Origin of the sequence: Pelotomaculum propionicicum (assembly GCF_048984525.1) — a bacterium.
GTDB lineage: Bacteria > Bacillota > Desulfotomaculia > Desulfotomaculales > Pelotomaculaceae > Syntrophopropionicum > Syntrophopropionicum propionicicum_A.
This window is the reverse complement of sequence record NZ_JBMGJC010000008.1, coordinates 71953-88968: the sequence shown is the minus strand read 5'-3', so window position 1 is coordinate 88968 and position 17016 is coordinate 71953. Positions and strand designations below refer to the sequence as shown.

Annotated in this window: 17 protein-coding genes; 16 read left to right on the top strand and 1 reads right to left on the bottom strand. The window is 51.9% G+C overall.

All coding sequences use genetic code 11. The annotated features are described in order from the left end of the window. Window positions 1-87: 87 nt before the first annotated feature. The 12 genes from whiA (at window position 88) to ACOBQJ_RS10295 (ending at window position 12285) form a co-directional block, all read left to right on the top strand. Window positions 88-1032: a DNA-binding protein WhiA gene (gene whiA / locus ACOBQJ_RS10350; protein ID WP_421071684.1), complete on the top strand. Its 945-nt coding sequence runs from the start codon at window positions 88-90 to the stop codon at window positions 1030-1032. Further along, on the top strand, window positions 1029-1511 hold the full coding sequence (locus tag ACOBQJ_RS10345; RefSeq protein ID WP_421071683.1) for an acyltransferase: 483 nt from the start codon (window positions 1029-1031) through the stop codon (window positions 1509-1511). The genes whiA and ACOBQJ_RS10345 overlap by 4 nt, the downstream gene beginning before the upstream one ends. A 49-nt stretch (window positions 1512-1560) precedes the next feature. Beyond that, window positions 1561-2169 (top strand): DUF1405 domain-containing protein, encoded by a 609-nt coding sequence (locus ACOBQJ_RS10340; RefSeq protein ID WP_421071682.1) that lies wholly within the window; start codon window positions 1561-1563, stop codon window positions 2167-2169. Window positions 2170-2309: 140 nt separating this feature from the next. Then, window positions 2310-3725 carry an RNA polymerase factor sigma-54 gene (rpoN, locus tag ACOBQJ_RS10335; RefSeq protein ID WP_421071681.1) on the top strand — a complete coding sequence of 472 codons (1416 nt, stop codon included), beginning with the start codon at window positions 2310-2312 and terminating at the stop codon, window positions 3723-3725. 251 nt (window positions 3726-3976) lie between these two features. Next, window positions 3977-5011: a type I glyceraldehyde-3-phosphate dehydrogenase gene (gap, locus tag ACOBQJ_RS10330; protein WP_421071680.1), complete on the top strand. Its 1035-nt coding sequence runs from the start codon at window positions 3977-3979 to the stop codon at window positions 5009-5011. Window positions 5012-5203: 192 nt separating this feature from the next. Beyond that, complete coding sequence (locus tag ACOBQJ_RS10325; RefSeq protein WP_421071679.1) at window positions 5204-6388, top strand: phosphoglycerate kinase; 1185 nt, start codon at window positions 5204-5206, stop codon at window positions 6386-6388. A gap of 272 nt (window positions 6389-6660) precedes the next feature. Continuing rightward, the gene (gene tpiA / locus ACOBQJ_RS10320; RefSeq protein ID WP_421071678.1) at window positions 6661-7434 is read left to right on the top strand and encodes a triose-phosphate isomerase; all 774 of its coding nucleotides are present in this window, start codon (window positions 6661-6663) and stop codon (window positions 7432-7434) included. A gap of 89 nt (window positions 7435-7523) precedes the next feature. Beyond that, on the top strand, window positions 7524-9074 hold the full coding sequence (gene gpmI, locus ACOBQJ_RS10315; RefSeq protein WP_421071677.1) for a 2,3-bisphosphoglycerate-independent phosphoglycerate mutase: 1551 nt from the start codon (window positions 7524-7526) through the stop codon (window positions 9072-9074). 6 nt (window positions 9075-9080) lie between these two features. After that, complete coding sequence (gene eno, locus ACOBQJ_RS10310; RefSeq protein ID WP_421071676.1) at window positions 9081-10367, top strand: phosphopyruvate hydratase; 1287 nt, start codon at window positions 9081-9083, stop codon at window positions 10365-10367. A 105-nt stretch (window positions 10368-10472) separates the two neighbouring features. Beyond that, window positions 10473-10907, top strand: a complete 435-nt coding sequence (gene rplM / locus ACOBQJ_RS10305; protein WP_421071675.1) for a 50S ribosomal protein L13 — start codon at window positions 10473-10475, stop codon at window positions 10905-10907. 20 nt (window positions 10908-10927) lie between these two features. Further along, window positions 10928-11320: a 30S ribosomal protein S9 gene (gene rpsI, locus ACOBQJ_RS10300; protein ID WP_421071674.1), complete on the top strand. Its 393-nt coding sequence runs from the start codon at window positions 10928-10930 to the stop codon at window positions 11318-11320. A 95-nt stretch (window positions 11321-11415) separates the two neighbouring features. Continuing rightward, window positions 11416-12285: a lipid II flippase family protein gene (locus tag ACOBQJ_RS10295; RefSeq protein ID WP_421071673.1), complete on the top strand. Its 870-nt coding sequence runs from the start codon at window positions 11416-11418 to the stop codon at window positions 12283-12285. An 87-nt stretch (window positions 12286-12372) separates the two neighbouring features. Here ACOBQJ_RS10295 and ACOBQJ_RS10290 read toward each other — a convergent pair whose 3' ends face one another. Next, window positions 12373-12828: a hypothetical protein gene (locus ACOBQJ_RS10290; RefSeq protein ID WP_421071672.1), complete on the bottom strand. Its 456-nt coding sequence runs from the start codon at window positions 12826-12828 to the stop codon at window positions 12373-12375. Between the two features lie 374 nt (window positions 12829-13202). Here ACOBQJ_RS10290 and rfbF point away from each other — a divergent pair, with 374 nt between their 5' ends. From rfbF to rfbC, 4 genes are read left to right on the top strand one after another with little or no spacing between them, the layout of a single operon-like run. Next, window positions 13203-14033 (top strand): glucose-1-phosphate cytidylyltransferase, encoded by an 831-nt coding sequence (gene rfbF / locus ACOBQJ_RS10285; RefSeq protein ID WP_421071671.1) that lies wholly within the window; start codon window positions 13203-13205, stop codon window positions 14031-14033. Further along, window positions 14005-15090 (top strand): CDP-glucose 4,6-dehydratase, encoded by a 1086-nt coding sequence (gene rfbG / locus ACOBQJ_RS10280; protein WP_421071670.1) that lies wholly within the window; start codon window positions 14005-14007, stop codon window positions 15088-15090. Before rfbF ends, rfbG begins: the two co-directional genes overlap by 29 nt. Next, window positions 15090-16448 carry a lipopolysaccharide biosynthesis protein RfbH gene (gene rfbH, locus ACOBQJ_RS10275; protein WP_421071669.1) on the top strand — a complete coding sequence of 453 codons (1359 nt, stop codon included), beginning with the start codon at window positions 15090-15092 and terminating at the stop codon, window positions 16446-16448. The genes rfbG and rfbH overlap by 1 nt, the downstream gene beginning before the upstream one ends. Window positions 16449-16453: 5 nt before the next feature. After that, entirely contained in the window at window positions 16454-17014 is a 561-nt protein-coding gene (rfbC, locus tag ACOBQJ_RS10270) for a dTDP-4-dehydrorhamnose 3,5-epimerase (protein WP_421071668.1), read from the top strand. Window positions 17015-17016: the final 2 nt, after the last annotated feature.

Genomic DNA, 17016 nt, shown 5'->3' with positions numbered 1-17016 from the left:
GCCATTAACATCCCGTATTTCAGACCGCCTCATAAAGAGGCGTTTTTTTGTGGTATAATATATGCCAAAAAGAAAGAGGGGAGCGGTTTGTCCTTTTCGGCAGTAACCAAAAACGAGTTAGCCCGCGTGGTGGGCCAGCGTTCCTGCTGCCGCCTGGCCGAACTGGCCGCCCTCATCAAGATGAATGGCAGCGTGCAAATCAGCAGCGGCCAGCGGCTGTCCCTGCACATTACCACTGAGAACGCGGCTGTGGCAAGAAAAATATTGTCGCTTGTAAAAAGCCTTTTTGGCCTGCAAACAGAGGTCCTGGTCCAGAGAAAGAAACGTTTGAAAAAGAACTATGTCTACCTGGTGCGCATCCCCTTTCAGCAGGGGATCAACGATATTCTCCACCAGTTGGGCATGCTGGACGGGGCGGGCCTGCTGAGGGATATGGCGCCCCGCGACCTTTTGCGCCGCGAATGCTGCAGGCGCGCTTACCTGCGGGGAGTTTTTCTCGGCGGGGGTTCGGTTAACCGGCCCGAGGGCAACTATCACCTGGAAATCACAACCGATAATATTGTGTTTGCTGAAACTATCAGCGGCCTCATGAATAAATTCAACCTGGCTGCCAAGTCAAGCCAGCGCAAAAGCCATAACGTGGTTTACCTGAAAGAAAGCGAGCACATAGTCAGCTTTCTGAATATTATTGGTGCCCACTCAGCCCTGCTCAATTTTGAAAACGCCAGAATTTACAAAGATATGCGCAACAATGTCAACCGCCTGGTGAACTGTGAGACGGCAAACCTTAACAAGACGGTAAATGCCGCCGTCCGGCAGATAGAAAATATTGATTTAATCAAAAACACCGTAGGCCTGGAAAAGATCCCGGAGCCCCTCAGGGAAGCCGCGGAGCTCAGGCTGAAATATCCCGACGCCTGTCTGGCGGAACTGGGCCGACTAATGCAGTCGCCCCTTGGAAAATCCGGGGTTAACCACCGCATGAGAAAGATTGAAGAAATTGCTGAAAAGATAAGAGGCGGCAAGCCATGAGGCGGATTAAAAAATTTCTCTCGCCAGGCCCCAAAAATTCGATGAGATACTCTTTTAAAATTGTAAGCCTCCCCAGGGTGGCTTTTAATTTCCTGGTAATCACACTGTGCCGCTACCTCCCCTTTTTTGGCATGAAGAACTTTTTATGCCGCAGCTTTTTGGGCATGAAGGTAGGCCGTGACGTTTCCATCGGCCTGATGGCCATGTTCGATATTTTTTTCCCGCACCTGATCTCTATCGGAGACAACAGCATCATTGGCTACAACGCGACCGTCCTGACGCACGAGTTCCGGGTGGACGAGTATTGCAAAGGCCCGGTGGAAATAGGGGCCAATGTGCTTATCGGTTCCAATGTCACTATACTGCCCGGGGTACGAATTGGCGACGGGTCTGTGGTGGGGGCTGGTTCACTGGTCAACCGGGATATACCGCCGCATGCGCTGGCGGCAGGAGTGCCGGCAAGGATAATAGAGAAGTAAAAGCGTGTCAAAAGAACCGTCCCCTTGACACGCAAAAAAGGATGGTTTTATGAGCTTAATCCTTAAACTCTGGCGGGATTTCTGGCGGGATCCCTGGCAGCCGCGATTTACAATACCACTGATGGTCATTAACGTGCTGGGATCTCTGTACGGGTATTACTGGTACCACGAGCAGCTTGCGTCCATCCCTTTTCACCTCTGGCTATTTGTATCGGACAGCCCTCTCTCGTCAACACTTTTTGCCCTGGCGCTGCTGATGCGGGGAAACGGCCAGCTGGGACGGCTGTTTCAGGTGGTTGCTTTTACGGCAGTCATAAAGTACGGGATATGGGCCATGGTGATCATCACCCATTTCTGTGCTTTGTACGGGAACCTTGGGTATACCGAGATCATGCTCTGGGTCTCCCACCTGGGAATGGCCGCCGAGGGTATTATCTTTTTAAAAGCACTGCAGTTTGAGCGGGCGATTGTCTATATATCCGGAATGTGGATGCTCCTCAACGATATCATGGATTATTATGCCGGGCTTCACCCCTACCTGTTTGCTGACGGGCAGGAACTTGCGGCCCTGGTCACAGCCTTCGCCTTAACGTTTTTGATCACCGCAGGCCTGGTACTGCTCCAGCGGGTCATGCCTTTAAGGCAGGTTATAAAATAGGCGCTGGCTTTTTCTGAACAGGAATGAAACAAATGGCTCCTGAATATCCTGGTATAATTAAATACAAGGCAGGAAAACGCCTATTTTTCAAGAATAAAATATAACAGGATCCGCACTTTTTCTTAAGGAGTGATTTTGCAGTGCGAATTGGTTATGGGCTGAATATGGAACAAACGCAAAAATTAATCATGACCCCGGAATTGCGCCAGGCCATAACCGTGCTGCAGCTATCTTCTCTTGAGCTTTCCATGTATATTGAGCAGCAGCTCCAGGAGAACCCTCTCCTTGATTTGCGCGATGACGACACGGAGAAGAACCTTGAGCTTGTGGACAAGGGTAAATCTGAAGAGGTCGGAGAGGAAAAAAAGGAATATGACCTGGACTGGGAGCTTTATTTTCAGGACAGCAGCGACCTGGGCTTCAGCCGCCAGGAAAGGAACCGGGACCAGCCCGAATACAGTTATGAAAATTTCGTTTCCCAGGCGCCTACACTTTCCGAACACCTCCTCTCCCAGCTTTTCCTCAGCCCCTGCACCAACCCGGAGCGTTTAATCGCCGAATACCTGATCGGAAACATTGATGACAAGGGCTATATCCGGGTCTCGCCGGAAGAAGTGGCTGCCCGGCTGAAAGTAAGTGAACCGGAAGTCACCATGGTCTTAAGCCTGATCCAAACTTTTGACCCGCCGGGTGTCGGCGCCAGAAATTTAGAAGAGTGCCTGTTGATCCAGTACAATACACTGGGCATTAATAATGAGATTGTAAAAGAACTGATAGAAAAATATCTTGAAGACCTGGCCAAGGGGAAAATAAGCCGGATTGCCCATGAACTGGGCGTTACCGTGCAGGAGGTCCAGAAGGCGGCCGATATTTTAAAGACGCTGGACCCCAAACCGGGGCGCAATTTTTCCAACCCCAACGATAACCGCTATATAGTTCCCGACATAGTTGTGGAAAAAGTGGAAGGCGAGTATATAATTCTGGTCAATGACGTGATAGCTCCAAGAATCACGATTAATTCCACTTACCGTTCAGTGCTTTCAAAAGAAAAAAGCTTCGACCCGCAGACCCGCCGTTTTGTGGAGAGCAAGCTCAATGCAGCGGTCTGGCTGATCAGAAGCATTGAACAGAGAAGGCTGACCCTGTACAAAGTAGCGGAATGCTTAGTGGAAATGCAGAGGGATTTTTTAGACTACGGCATTAAATACTTGAAACCCCTGAACCTGAAGAACGTCGCGGAGAAAGTCGGTCTGCACGAGTCCACGATCAGCAGGGCCACCTCCAACAAGTATATACAGACCCCTCAGGGTGTTTTTGAGATGAAGCAATTTTTTTCCACCGGGCTTAACAATGTCACCGGATCAACCACATCTTCCGAATGCATCAAAAAAATGGTCCAGGAGATTATCGCCGGGGAAGACAGCAGGCTGCCCCTTACCGACCAGAAAATTTCTGAGATGATCAAGCAGAAAGGAATTAAAATTTCCCGGCGCACCGTGGCCAAGTACCGGGATGAATTAAATATTCCAGCCATCGGAAGAAGAAAAAGATATTAACGTTGCTAAATGTGACATACAATTATAAGTACCGTACATTCGTTATCATTTTTAGCATAGAAATAATAGTAACACCGCGCGCCGGCAGCGGTGGCGTTTTTTAGGGTACAAGCTCGAAGCTTGTATCTATTTTTATTTCCCAAAATTATATCAGGGGAAGGATCTTTTTGGCTGGTGGAGAATACAGAATAATAGTTAAATTTTATAAAATGCGTTTAATAAGGCATACTAATGAAGGGAGCGTAGTCATAATGGGGTGTAAAATAGGGATTAACGGACTGGGTAGGATTGGCCGTGACGTGTTGAGGTGTGCGCTGAAGCGTCCCGACCTCGAGGTAATGGCGGTTAATCACAAATCCAGGAGGATCCCGGTTACCGATACATACGCTCAATCTGTAGCGCACATGCTCAAATACGACTCAATCTACGGCATTTTTGACCGGGATGTCAGCTCTACAAAGGACGCCATCGTAGTAAACGGGCACGAGATCAGGATTACTGCTGAAGCGGATCCGACCCTGCTGCCCTGGAAAGAACTCGGCGTGGATTACGTGGTCGAGTCCACCGGAAGGCTGAACAACCCGGCTGACGCCGCCAAGCATTTCCAGGCGGGCGCTAAAAAAGTAATTTTAAGCGGCCCGGCTAAGGGCGGTGATTGCCTTACCGTGGTGATGGGCGTTAACGAGGAAAAATATGATCCCGCATTGCACCACGTGGTTTCAAACGCGTCCTGCACCACCAACTGCCTGGCCCCGGTAGCCAAGGTGCTGAACGATAATTTTGGCATTGAAAAAGGCTTGATGACTACCGTTCACGCCTATACCAACGACCAGCAGCTTCTTGATATGCCCCACCGGGATATGAGGCGGGCCAGAGCGGCCAACATGTCCATTATTCCCACCACTACCGGGGCGGCAAAAGCTGTGGCGCTGGTGCTTCCCGAGTTAAAAGGCAAAATCAGCGGTTTTTCCATGAGAGTGCCCATCCCCACCGTTTCAGTGGTGGACCTGGTGGTGGATTTGTCAAAAACGGTGACCGCTGATGAGATTAATGCCGCTCTTAAAGAAGCTGCCAACGGGTATTTAAAGGGAATCATGGATTATTCCGAGCTTCCCCTGGTATCCGCCGACTTCAAGGGCGACCCCCATTCAGCGATAATTGATTCCCTTTCCACCATGATCATCGGCGGAAATATGGCCAAGGTTATCGCCTGGTATGACAACGAGTGGGGCTATTCGGAACGGGTGCTGGACCTGCTTGTTTACATGGCATCGAAGGACAAGTAGTACCAGCAAATTCAGGAGTACCATAAAAGAAATATAGGTTTCACCCCAGGAGAAAGCGCTGCAAAATAAGACAGTTCAGAATACCAGCCCTCCCTATCCATCAGGAGATGAAACGCAACTGAGGCGGGGCGGGGATGAACTGGCGTATTTGGCAGCGCTTTACAGGGAGTATGGAAGGGAGGTATCGCGGCCATGGCTAAAAAGACAGTCCGTGATATTGATGTGGCCGGCAAAAGGGTCCTGGTAAGAGTGGACTTTAATGTCCCCCTGGATAAAAACGGCCATGTTTCAGACGACACCAGGATTGTTGAAGCGCTTCCGACTATAAACTACCTTGTGGAGCAGGGCGCAAAAGTAATTCTTGTCTCCCACCTCGGCCGGCCAAAAGGACAAATAAACGAAAAATATAAAATGGACCCTGTCGCCAAAAAGTTGTCCGAACTTCTCGGGCGGGAAGTCGTTAAAGTTGATGAATGCGTAGGCGACCAACCACGGGAGGCTATCGGACGGATGCGGGGCGGAGATGTGATCCTGCTTGAAAACGTCAGGTTCCACCCGGAAGAAGAAAAGAATGACGAGAAATTTTCACGGCAGCTGGCTGACCTGGCCGATATTTATGTGAATGACGCCTTTGGCACTGCCCACCGCGCCCATGCCTCCACTGAGGGTGTATCCGAGTTTTTGCCCGCGGTGGCAGGCTTTTTAATGGAGAAAGAACTTGATATCCTGGGCCGGCTTTTAATCCACCCGGAACGGCCTTTTGTAGCCATTATCGGCGGGGCCAAGGTTTCCGACAAAATTGCAGTTGTTTCAAACCTGCTGGATAAAGTGGACACGATGGTAATTGGCGGCGGGATGTCCAACACGTTCCTGAAAGCACAGGGGTATGACGTCGGCAAATCGCTGCTGGAAACAGATAAGATTGACCTGGCCAAAGGGTTGATTGCCGAGGCAAAAAATAAAGGAGTAAAGTTGCTCCTGCCTTTGGACGTGGTTGTGGCGCCGGGCGCCGCGCCGGACGCCGAGCAAAAAACGGTGCCGGCCGGCCAGATCCCGGCCGACTGGATGGCCCTTGACATCGGGCAGGAGACCGTGGCGTTGTTTACCGAGGCTATGAAAGCAGCCAGCACCATAGTATGGAACGGCCCCATGGGAGTATTTGAGATGGCTCCGTTCGCCAAAGGCACCGAGGCTATCGCGCGGGCCATGGCTGAAAGCAAGGCCACTACCATAATCGGCGGCGGAGATTCCGCCTCCGCAGTCAAAAAGGCCGGTGTCGCAGACAAGATTACCCATATCTCAACAGGCGGCGGCGCTTCCCTTGAATTTCTTGAGGGCAAGGTGCTCCCCGGTGTGGCGGTGCTGATGGAAAAATAAAAACCGTGTCAAGGGGACGGTTCTTCTGACACGCTTTTCAAGCCGGAGACATTCCTCTGACCCCAAAGAAATGCCTATTAGAGAGGTGTGACCATTCCTCTGTCTGGTAACTTGCAGCGATAATAGTAACAAGAGCGAGGTTTGACCCCGTTGTCTCAGTACAAGGAGATGGCTATCCCGCATCTTGATTTTGCCAAGGAGATCGTTAAGAGCGTCCCCGTGATTTTTTCATAACACTTTCTTTGTAAAATCCGACCTGGAGGAGGTGGCTGGTGTTGACACGCAAAGCCATAATAGCGGGAAACTGGAAAATGTTTAAAACCGTGCCTGAAGCTTTGACCTTTGTCCACGGGTTCAGGAAAACTGCGGTGGGGCTTGATCATGTCGAGGCGGTTTTATGCCCGCCCTTTACCGCCCTGGCGCTGATGTCCGAGAGCCTGTGCGGCTCGGGCATTTCACTCGGCGCCCAGGATGTTTTCTGGGAGGACAAGGGAGCCTTCACCGGGGAAGTTTCACCTGTTATGCTTAAAGACGCGGGATGCAGTTATGTGATAGTCGGCCATTCCGAGCGCCGCCAGTATTTCGGTGATACCGACGAAAAGGTGAACCGAAAGGTTATAGCTGTTTTATCTCACGCGCTGACACCGATTATGTGTGTCGGTGAAACACTGGAGGAGAGGGAGTCGGGTGTCACAAAGAAAGTGGTGCGCACCCAGACCACTGCTGGTATGGCAGGTCTGGCGCCGGAGCAGGCCGCGGGCATGGTGATAGCGTACGAACCGGTATGGGCCATCGGCACCGGCAGGACCGCCTCTGATGAAGACGCCCAGGAAGTGATAGCATATATCCGGAGCATCGTACAGGAGATGTTTGGAGCCGAGGCTGCCGGGCAAGTCCGCATCCTTTATGGAGGCAGCGTTAAACCTGAAAATACAGCCGGGCTGATGTCCAAAGTCGACATTGACGGTGCCCTGGTAGGAGGGGCCAGCCTGGAAGTGGAAAGCTTTGCGGAAATTATCAGAGTGACATCCGAAACAAAAGGATAATAACAAAAACGTGTCAAGAGAACCGTCCCCCTGACACGATCGTGTCAAGAGAACCGTCCCCCTGACACGGTTTGTGTGGAGGTAGGAGTTTGACAGCAGCAGTAAAGCCCCTGGTCCTGGTAATAATGGACGGATGGGGTATCAGCACCCGTGTAGAGGGAAACGCCATAGCCAGGGCGAACACGCCCAAGTACAAAAACTTACTGGCAGAATACCCGCACACCCTCCTGGTTTGTTCAGGAGAGGACGTCGGACTGCCGGAAGGCCAGATGGGAAATTCCGAGGTGGGCCACCTCAATATGGGGGCCGGCCGGGTGGTATACCAGGACCTGACCAGGATAACCAGGGAAATCAGGCAGGGTACCTTTTTTAATAACAAAGTCCTGCTTGACGCTATTAAACAAGCCAAAAATAATGGGAGCGCCCTTCATTTGATGGGCCTTTTATCTGACGGCGGGGTGCACAGCCATATCAGCCACCTGTTTGCCCTGCTGGACCTGGCGGCGCGGGAAAACATGCGCAATGTATTTATCCACGCCTTTCTTGACGGACGTGACGTCCCGCCGGCCAACGCAAAAGAATATTTTGAGTCCCTGGAGCAAAAATTAGAAGAAATCGGCTTTGGAACAGTGGCCACCGTAATGGGGCGCTATTACGGCATGGACAGGGACCGCCGCTGGGACCGCACCGAACTGGCCTTCAACGCCATGACCTGCGGGGAGGGCATACATACCGAGACCGCGCTGGAGGCGGTCGACCGAGGCTATTACAGAAATGAGACCGATGAATTTATACAGCCCACCGTAATTATAGAAAGGTCAGGCTACGCGCTGAGAAACATAAAGCACGGAGACTCCGTTATTTTCTTTAATTTCCGGCCCGACCGGGCCCGTCAAATCAGCAGGGCTTTCACAGACAGGGATTTTAACAGCTTCACCAGGAAAAACGGATACCCGGACGTGCATTTCACCTGCATGACCCTTTACGATAAAAACATCGATGCGCCGGTAGCCTTTAAGCCGCAGTCACTGAAAAACACCCTCGGAGAGGTGCTGAGCAAAAACGGCATCAGCCAGCTGCGCCTGGCGGAGACTGAAAAATACGCGCACGTGACATTTTTTTTCAACGGCGGCGTGGAAGAGCCAAACCCGCTCGAAGAGAGGATCCTCATCCCCTCGCCGAAAGTGGCCACCTATGACCATAAACCTGAAATGAGCGCGCTCGAGGTAACGGACAAGTTTCTTGAAGTGATAAAGTCAGATAGGTTCAAAGTAATCATAATGAATTACGCCAACTCCGACATGGTGGGGCACACCGGGGACATGCAAGCCACGCTCAAAGCCCTGGAGGTCGTGGACAGCTGTGTGGGGAAAGTGGTACAAGCCGTCCTGGACAGGGACGGCACGGTACTGATCACGGCTGATCACGGCAACGCCGATGAGATGGAAGACAGTGAGGGCAACACCGTTACCGCCCACACCACCAACCCGGTCCCCTTTATATATGTCAGGCGGGATGCAGAGGGTGTCAGGCTGCGGGAAGGCAGCCTGAGGGACATAGCCCCCACCATCCTGCAGTTGCTGGGAATACCCAAACCGGCCGAGATGACCGGTGATACACTAATAACATCTGAGGAGTGATACCTAATGTCCACTATTATTGAAGAGATCATCGCCAGGGAGATACTTGATTCGCGTGGAAACCCCACCATCGAAGTCGATCTCTACCTTGAAGACGGCACCATGGGCAGGGCGGCCGTCCCCTCCGGGGCCTCGACCGGGGCCTACGAGGCGGTGGAACTGCGTGATGAAGACAAATCGCGCTACAACGGCAAAGGAGTGCTGACGGCCGTTGAAAACGTAAATTCCATCATAGCCCCTGAAATTGAAGGATATGACGCCACTGACCAACTGGGCATCGACTCGGCCATGATCGAGCTGGACGGCACGCCCAACAAGGGCAAGCTCGGCGCCAACGCCATCCTGGCTGTGTCCATGGCCGCCGCCAAAGCCGCGGCCGAAGCGCTCGGGCTGCCGCTCTACCAGTACCTCGGCGGCTCCAACGCCAAGGTGCTGCCGGTGCCGATGATGAACATACTGAACGGCGGCAAGCACGCCGACAATAACGTCGATATCCAGGAATTCATGGTTATGCCGGTCGGCGCGCAGAATTTTGCCGGGGCCCTGCGGATGGGCGCCGAAGTCTACCACAAGCTGAAAAGCGTATTGAAAAAGAAAGGCCTCAGCGCAGCGGTGGGCGACGAGGGCGGCTTCGCGCCGATGCTCGGCTCCAACGAAGAGGCGCTGGAAGTGATTATGGAAGCCATCGCAGCGTCAGGCTACAAACCGGGCGAGGAAATAATGATCGCCTTGGACCCCGCGGCAACTGAGTTCTATAAGGACGGCAAATATGTTTTTGAAGCTGAAGGGACCAGCCGCAGCGCGGAAGAGATGGTGCAATACTACGCAATGCTGGCTGACAAGTACCCCATTATTTCTATAGAGGACGGCCTGGCCGAGGACGACTGGGAAGGCTGGCTCAAGCTGACCCAAGCCCTGGGGGGCAGGATCCAGATCGTGGGCGACGATCTTTTTGTCACCAACACCAGCCGCCTGTCCAAAGGCATTGAGTCCGGCGTGGCCAACTCGATTCTAATCAAGCTGAACCAGATCGGCACCATCACCGAAACCCTGGACGCCATAGAGATGGCCAGGCAGGCCGGATATACTTCGGTCATTTCCCACCGCAGCGGCGAAACGGAAGACGCCACCATCGCCGACCTGGTGGTCGCGGTCAACGCCGGCCAGATTAAAACAGGCGCCCCGTGCCGCACCGACCGGGTGGCCAAGTACAACCAGCTGCTCAGAATAGAGGAGGAACTTGCACACCTGGCGTTATACAGGGGGAAAAAGAGCTTTTTCAACCTAAAATAGTTACCTGAAATAGTTATTGTTGACACTGGAAATGCTTTATATTATAATGTTGGTTGTGGCTCTACAAGCTTTTTTTGTCTATTCTAAGGAGGGAATATCTTTACAATGAAGACCTTTATGGCCAAGCCTGAGGATATGAAAAACCGCAAGTGGTACGTGCTTGACGCCGAGGGTAAGGTTTTGGGCAGGCTTGCCGTGGAGGCGGCCAAGATCCTGCGCGGAAAACACAAGCCGGACTTTACACCGCACGTCGACACCGGCGACCACGTGATCGTTATCAACGCGGAAAAAGTAAAATTAACCGGCAACAAGCTGAAAACCAAAAAATACTACAGGCATTCCGGGTATCCCGGCGGCCTTAAAGTCGTGGACTATGAAACGCTGATGAAAACGAAGCCGGAGCTGGCCGTGGAAAAAGCGATTACCGGCATGCTGCCTCACAACAGGCTGGGAGCAGATATGGCCAGAAAGCTCAAGGTATATAAAGGTTCCGAACATCCGCACCAGGCTCAGAAACCCGAAGCCAGGCAGCTGCAGTAGGGAAGGAGGAATATAAAGCATTGGCACAGGTTATGTTTTACGGCACCGGACGCAGGAAAAACTCGGTAGCGAGAGTGTTCCTGGTACCCGGTGAGGGTAATGTAATAATAAACAACAAGCCGATTGGCGAATATTTTGGCCGCCGGACACTGGAAATGGTAGTCCGCCAGCCGATAGAACTGACGGGAGCCGCGTCCCGCTTTGACATCCAGGCCAAAGTCCTGGGCGGCGGTATCAGCGGTCAGGCCGGCGCGATCAAGCTGGGCATCGCCCGCGCCCTGATCCAGGCTGACCCCAACCTTCGTCCCCTTCTGAAGCGGGCGGGGTTTTTGACCAGGGACCCGCGCATGAAAGAGCGCAGGAAATACGGTCTGCGGAAGGCCCGCCGCGCTCCGCAATTCAGCAAGCGTTAACAAACCAAAAGGAAGGGAAACCTTCCTTTTTTTGTTATTATATTTGTTGTAATAGTTTATAATGTAAATACGGACAATGTTTTCCGGAGGAAAGTGTGGACCGTTTACTTTTTGTTTTTCTGCTCACAGCATTTATAAACCTTATTAATACCCTGACCCGCAGTTCCCGTCTTTCCGGGGTAAGGACGAAGCACCTGGCCACCGCTATTTCGCTTTTCAGCGTCGTTTACCTGGCGGCCAGTTTCGCCAACACCCTGCAGGCCCCGCTCCTGGCCTCCACGGTGGAGCGCACCATTGAAAGCGCCTATAACCAGTCCCTGTCAGTTAACCCCGAAAACGTAATTGAAACCCCGCTGTACCAGGAGACTCTGAAAGACCTGAACTCAAAGCTCCGCTTTGTTATTTTGGGCGCCACCCTCGGCACGGTGGTGGGCATGTTTTCCATCCCCAGTTTTGTGACTTCGTTTTCCAACGCGATAAAATCATTCGGCGAGACCGGATCGGTCTTCAAGGTAATATTTCTTTTTTTGGTATCGATGTTCAAGCCGGGCAGCGGCATACTCAGGTTTCGCATGTCCTCCAGGGAAACGCTCAGGAAATTAATCTCCCTGAAAATGAGGATCCCGAAAGCCTTTCTTTACTGGAACCTGGCCAGCTACAGCCTGTGGACCGCCAACGTGTTGTCCGGCCTTTACGCCGGTGCCCTCTACCCGGAATTCCGCTCGACCGCGGTGCTGATGGCTTCCATAGTAGGCAACGCTTCAATTATTGTCAGCGTGATGATGGTCGACCCCGTCCTGGCCAGAGTGACTGACGACGTGGCTAGAGGGGTCAGAGACGAGATTGAACTAAAGCAGATCGTTTTTTTTCTGGCCATTTCCAACCTGCTGGGCACGCTGTTAAGCCAGGCCATATTTGAGCCTGTGGCCTGGGGCCTGCAGTACCTGACCAGGTGGATCACTTAGGATCGTGTCAAGGGGACGGTTCTCTGACACGGTCCGAAAATAAAAGCGTGTCAGAGGAATAGTCACCCATGACACGCTTTTTGTATTTTATGATTCGGGCGGAGGGTTGGAGTTGTTGTAGTCGTCAAGCGCGGATGCCAGACCCAGCACGTAACTCTTCTGCTCCTTGGTCAAAGAGGACCAGTCATCAGGACCGTATTCCATCAGGAAAGCGTCGGCCTGATCTGCCGCGTCCAGGCTGCCGCCGAAATATGCGAAATTCAGCTTTACCGCCAGCAGGTTGCGGCAGAGCTTGTTAATGCCGTTGGAGGAATCCCCGTTCGAGTTTAGGATCTGAACGGCTTGGTCTATACTGGTCACATCAATGTTACCCAGTGCGATAGGAAGAAGGCTTTCAGTTAAATCAGTGTGGTTCTTCCAAAAGCCGGGGGTAAGTGTGTAGTGGCAGCAGCACCCGTCACAGCAATCCGTGGCAAAAGCAGCGGCGGAGAAAGAAAATACAAAGATCAGTGTAAAGACAAGCATAATCAGTTTCTTCTTCATTTTAACACTCCTTTTTTTGTTTTAAAAATGATCTGCCTGCAGCCGGACCATCCGCGGTCCGGTTTTTATGCATTTGAACCCACCCACCACCTCCTCAAAAATCTCATTGAAGCAATCCCACTCGACTACACAGGGGCTTTTTGCCTATAATTCTGTAATCCAGTAACAAATCCTCCTTATATTCCCAATTTTTAAATAAACAAATTTAGTGCCAAATAGAGCCGGGATGACCTTTGGTGGAACAATCTTAAAAATAATTGTCAATTCCATCCGGAATTTAGGATAAAGAAAATAATAAATTAAAGAGGAAATAATTACCATATATAGAATCAAATTACTATAAAGATTGAGGTCTGGAGTAGAGGTGGTTACAGGTGAAAACAGTCATACTGGCGGGCGGTTTCGGAACCAGGATCAGTGAAGAGTCGCATCTGAAACCAAAGCCCATGGTAGAAATCGGTGAAAAGCCGGTTCTCTGGCATATCATGAAAATTTTCTCTTATTACGGTTTTAATGACTTCATTATCTGCCTGGGCTACAAGGGATATTGCATAAAAGAGTATTTTGCGAACTATTTTTTACACGAATCTGATGTTACTTTTGATTTTACAAAAATTGATAAAAAAACAGTCCACCAAAATGGCGCGGAACCCTGGAGGGTGACCCTGGTCAATACAGGTATTGATACAATGACCGGCGGCCGGGTGAAAAGAATAAAACCTTACATAGGAAACGAAACGTTTTTGCTAACGTATGGAGATGGTGTCGCGGATGTTGACATTCTACAGCTTATTGCATATCACAAAACACACGGCAGGCTGGCTACTGTTACGACTACGCAGCCTGTTGGACGATTTGGCGTCTTAAGCCTGTCTGAGGACAACCGTGTCAATGGTTTTCGGGAAAAACCGAAAGGAGACGGGGCCTGGATCAACTCCGGTTTCTTTGTTATGGAGCCGCGTGTATTTGATTATATAGAAGGAGACCAGACCATTTTGGAAAGGGAACCCCTGGAAAGGCTTGTGATTGACAACCAGTTGATGGCTTATAAGCATACAGGTTTCTGGCAGCCCATGGACACCATCCGCGACAGGAACCTGCTGGAGAAATTGTGGCAGACAGGGAAAGCGCCCTGGAAAGTATGGCCCGATAAAACAATTAATCAGGAGCTGGTAAATGAAAACAAGAAACTTCTGGCGATCTAAAAAGGTGTTTGTCACCGGCCATACCGGGTTCAAGGGTTCCTGGCTGTGCCTGTGGCTGAATTATGCGGGAGCGTCTGTCACAGGCTACGCTTTGGATCCGCCGACAACACCCAGCTTGTTTGCGCAATGCCGCACTGACGAGTTGGTCGACTCGAGGTTTGGGGATGTCCGTGACCCGGAATCCCTGACAGAAGCAATTTCCCAGGCCAGGCCGGAAATTATTTTTCACCTGGCGGCCCAGTCCCTGGTGGGAGAGTCGTATTGTGACCCCCGGGTGAATTATGAAGTTAACGTCATGGGTACGGTCAACCTATTCGAGGCGGTAAGGAGGACCGGCAGCGCCAGAGCGGTTATTAACGTAACCAGCGACAAGTGCTATGAAAACAGGGAGTGGCACTGGGGCTACCGGGAAGATGACCCGCTGGGGGGCAATGACCCGTACTCCAGCAGTAAAGCCTGCTCCGAATTAATCACCTGTGCTTACCGCAATTCATTTTTTAACCCGCGGGACTATGCGCTGCACGGTGTCGGAGCAGCTTCCGCGAGGGCGGGGAACGTCATCGGCGGGGGCGACTGGGCGAAAAACAGGCTGATACCAGACTGCATGAGGGCGTTTTTGCATAATGAAGCAATCATGATCAGGAACCCCGGCGCTGTCCGGCCGTGGCAGCACGTGCTGGAACCTCTGGGCGGCTATATGACGCTGGCGGAGAAACTTTACGAAAACGGCCCCGCGTATGCCGAGGGGTGGAATTTCGGGCCGGGTGAAGATGACATGAGGACGGTGGAGTGGGTAGTAGGGCAGGTATGCGCCGGGTGGGGACGCGGCGCCTCGTATGAAGTAAAATGCGATACCGGGTTTCATGAAGCACGGTACCTGAAGCTGGACAGTTCCAAAGCCAGGGCCAGGCTGGGCTGGCGGCCAAAATGGGGCCTGGGGAAAGCGATAGACCAGACCCTGCAGTGGGCGCGCGGTTATGAAGAAAATGAAGACCCCAGGGAAATATGTTTCCGCCAAATTAACGATTATGAAAGTGATTTCAGTGGTGAAAAATAATGGGACATGCCAATGAAACAGAAGGACTCAAAAGAGAAGTTATCGCTGCAGCGGCTAAATATTTTGCAGTAAAAAAAAGAGAAGAAAAAGCTTATGCGCCTGGTGACCGGATACATTACGCGGGGCGGGTATATGACGAAAAGGAAATTTCATATCTGGTTGACGCGGCCCTGGATTTCTGGCTTACCGCCGGAACTTACGCCGGGCAGTTTGAAAAAAAACTGGGAGAATACCTGGGGACCAGGTACTGCTCCCTGACCAATTCCGGCTCCTCCGCGAACCTGCTAGCTTTTATGGCCCTGACCTCACCCAGGCTCGGCGGCCGGGCCATTAACAGGGGAGACGAAGTGATCACTGTGGCGGCCGGTTTCCCGACCACGGTCGCACCTGTGGTCCAGTTCGGCGCCGTCCCTGTCTTTGTGGATATATGCCTGCCGTCCTGCGGCATTGACTGTTCCAAACTGGAAGACGCTTTAAGCGAGAGGACAAAAGCGGTCATGCTTGCCCACACCCTGGGCAATCCCTTTGACCTGGAAAGGGTGAAGGATTTCTGCGACAGGCACGGCCTGTGGCTGGTCGAGGACAACTGCGACGCCCTGGGCTCCCGCTATTTTTTCAGAGGGGAGTGGCGGCGCACGGGAAGTATCGGGCATCTCGGCACGTCCAGCTTTTACCCGCCCCACCATATTACCACGGGTGAAGGCGGGGCTGTCTACACGGACCACCCGGAGCTCAAGCAAATAGTGGATTCGTTTAGAGACTGGGGCCGTGACTGCCGGTGTCCTTCCGGTCATGACAACACCTGCCGCAAAAGGTTCTGCCAGCAAAGGGGGGACCTGCCCGCAGGATATGACCACAAGTACATTTATTCGCATTTCGGGTACAACCTCAAGATAACGGACCTGCAGGCGGCTGTAGGGTGCGCGCAGTTGGATAAGCTCCCCGGTTTCATAGAGTGCAGAAGCCGCAACTGGTCCATCCTTCGCTCCGGCCTGGGCGACACGGCAGACTGCTTTATTCTGCCGGAAGCCGCCGCTAACTCCATCCCAAGCTGGTTCGGCTTTTTGCTAATCGTTAAGGAGAGCGCCGGCTTTACCAGGGACGAGATCGTCCGCTGCCTGGAAGAAAGCGGGATCCAGACCAGGATGTTATTTGCCGGCAACCTGCTCCGGCAGCCCTGTTTCGATGAAATGAGAAAGTCGGGGCGGGGATACAGGGTGGCAGGGGATCTGGTGAACACCGACCTCCTTATGAACAGGGCTTTCTGGCTGGGCGTGTATCCCGGCATTACTGAAGAAAAGGCCTGTTTCATGGTCGCTCGCATTAAAGGATTTATTAAAAAGAAACATGGAGCGTAAGACGCATGCGCCTTAGAAAAACATGCATACCCGGCTGTTTTGAGATCACGCCTTACATACAGCGAGACCACAGGGGTGTCTTTGTCAAGACTTTCAACCTCGATGCCTTTTCAAATCATGGGCTGGAGACTTTTTACGCGGAAGAGTACTACTCCTGTTCAAACAGGAGAGTTTTAAGGGGGCTGCATTTTCAGAATCCGCCCAGGGAACATACCAAAATCGTATATTGTGCAGCGGGCGAGATATTTGACGTGGTAGTGGACTTAAGGCTGCATTCTCCTGCTTACGGTCAGTTTGAAAGTTTTGTCCTGGACGGCCGGGCCAGAAACACGGTCTATATTCCGCCCGGCTGCGCCCACGGTTTTTATGTGTTCAGCGAGTACGCGGTTGTTGTTTATAATGTTACAACCGTTTACTGTCCGGAACTCGACGGCGGTATCCGCTGGGATTCCGTAGATATACCCTGGCCTGACAAAAACCCGATCATCTCCGAAAGGGATAAAAATTTAGCGCCCCTGGCTGACCTCAACAACCTCTTTAATGTTTTCAATAGCATTAAGTGCTGAAA